Origin of the sequence: uncultured Dokdonia sp. (assembly GCF_947492535.1) — a bacterium.
Classification (GTDB): Bacteria; Bacteroidota; Bacteroidia; order Flavobacteriales; family Flavobacteriaceae; genus Dokdonia.
Genome location: NZ_CANLNH010000042.1, coordinates 1 through 1,020, shown reverse-complemented (window position 1 = coordinate 1,020; position 1,020 = coordinate 1). Strand labels below are relative to the sequence as shown.

The 1,020-nt window shown below is 31.7% G+C and carries 1 protein-coding gene; it reads left to right on the top strand.

From position 1 onward, the window contains the following. Window positions 1-265: 265 nt before the first annotated feature. Window positions 266-919 carry a DUF4279 domain-containing protein gene (locus Q1A60_RS21460; RefSeq protein ID WP_299770596.1) on the top strand — a complete coding sequence of 218 codons (654 nt, stop codon included), beginning with the start codon at window positions 266-268 and terminating at the stop codon, window positions 917-919. Window positions 920-1,020: the final 101 nt, after the last annotated feature.

Genomic DNA, 1,020 nt, shown 5'->3' with positions numbered 1-1,020 from the left:
ACGATCACTTAACTGAAAACTATTGAATAATTTCTCCTGATAAATCTTAAAGCCTTGCATACAACAAGTTACTAATTGTACGTATTTTTAACAAAACTTGTGCAACAGACACAACGTATAAAATTAATTGCTAGGTAAGTGCCTACTTGGAAAATTCCTGCGGAATTTTCCGCTGGCAAGTATTTGTTTACTAAATTCGTTGCTGAACCACGCAACTAATCTTATACAAGACCGTTGTAAGTAATACCGAAAAACTGAATAAACATTGAAAAACGAGTTAATAAAAAAAGCCTTTTCGGAAATAGAAAATCAAACTTTCGGAACTACTGAACAATATTTGGAAGTTCATAATGTCGAAATTGAGAATGGAAATCCTAAAGTTGAAAGAGTGGATATGGAATCTTTTAATGATGTAAACATTGTCTACTTTCCAATTCAAGATGAACCTTTTTTCTTGACTGTTCATTTCTCAAAAGAAACTCATGAATTACTCGGAGTTGGAACGGAAAATGGAAATCAAGTTTATCTAACAGCGACTTCTGAAAATCTGACTTTTGAACAACTTTCGGAATTGACAACGTTAAAAGGACTTTCGGGTTGGAGTGTAAATGATGATAGAAAAAATGGAAAAGGAAAATATACTTTTAGTCATTTATCATTTGAGCCTACTAAAAGTCGAGCTTATGATTTAGATACAAAACTAAAACTACTCTTGACTGAATTGGAAAAGGACGTAGATGGAATAAAAAAACTGACTGAAATGTCAGATGCTGGAATCTCAATTCATCATCAACAGTATATCGATGGAAATAAAGGAATCAATTTCGATATTGAAACCATTAACCGTTTGAGTAGATTAAATCTAGGAATTGATATCGACCAATACGTTTTCGGAAATGAATTAAAGTCAGTGCTCTGAAAAAATACTACTTACAACAAAGGGTCCTATGAAAAGCCTTAGTCCAGTTCTTTAAAGATAGTTAATATTTTATTTTCTTACTTAAATCACTTTTTCTCTTT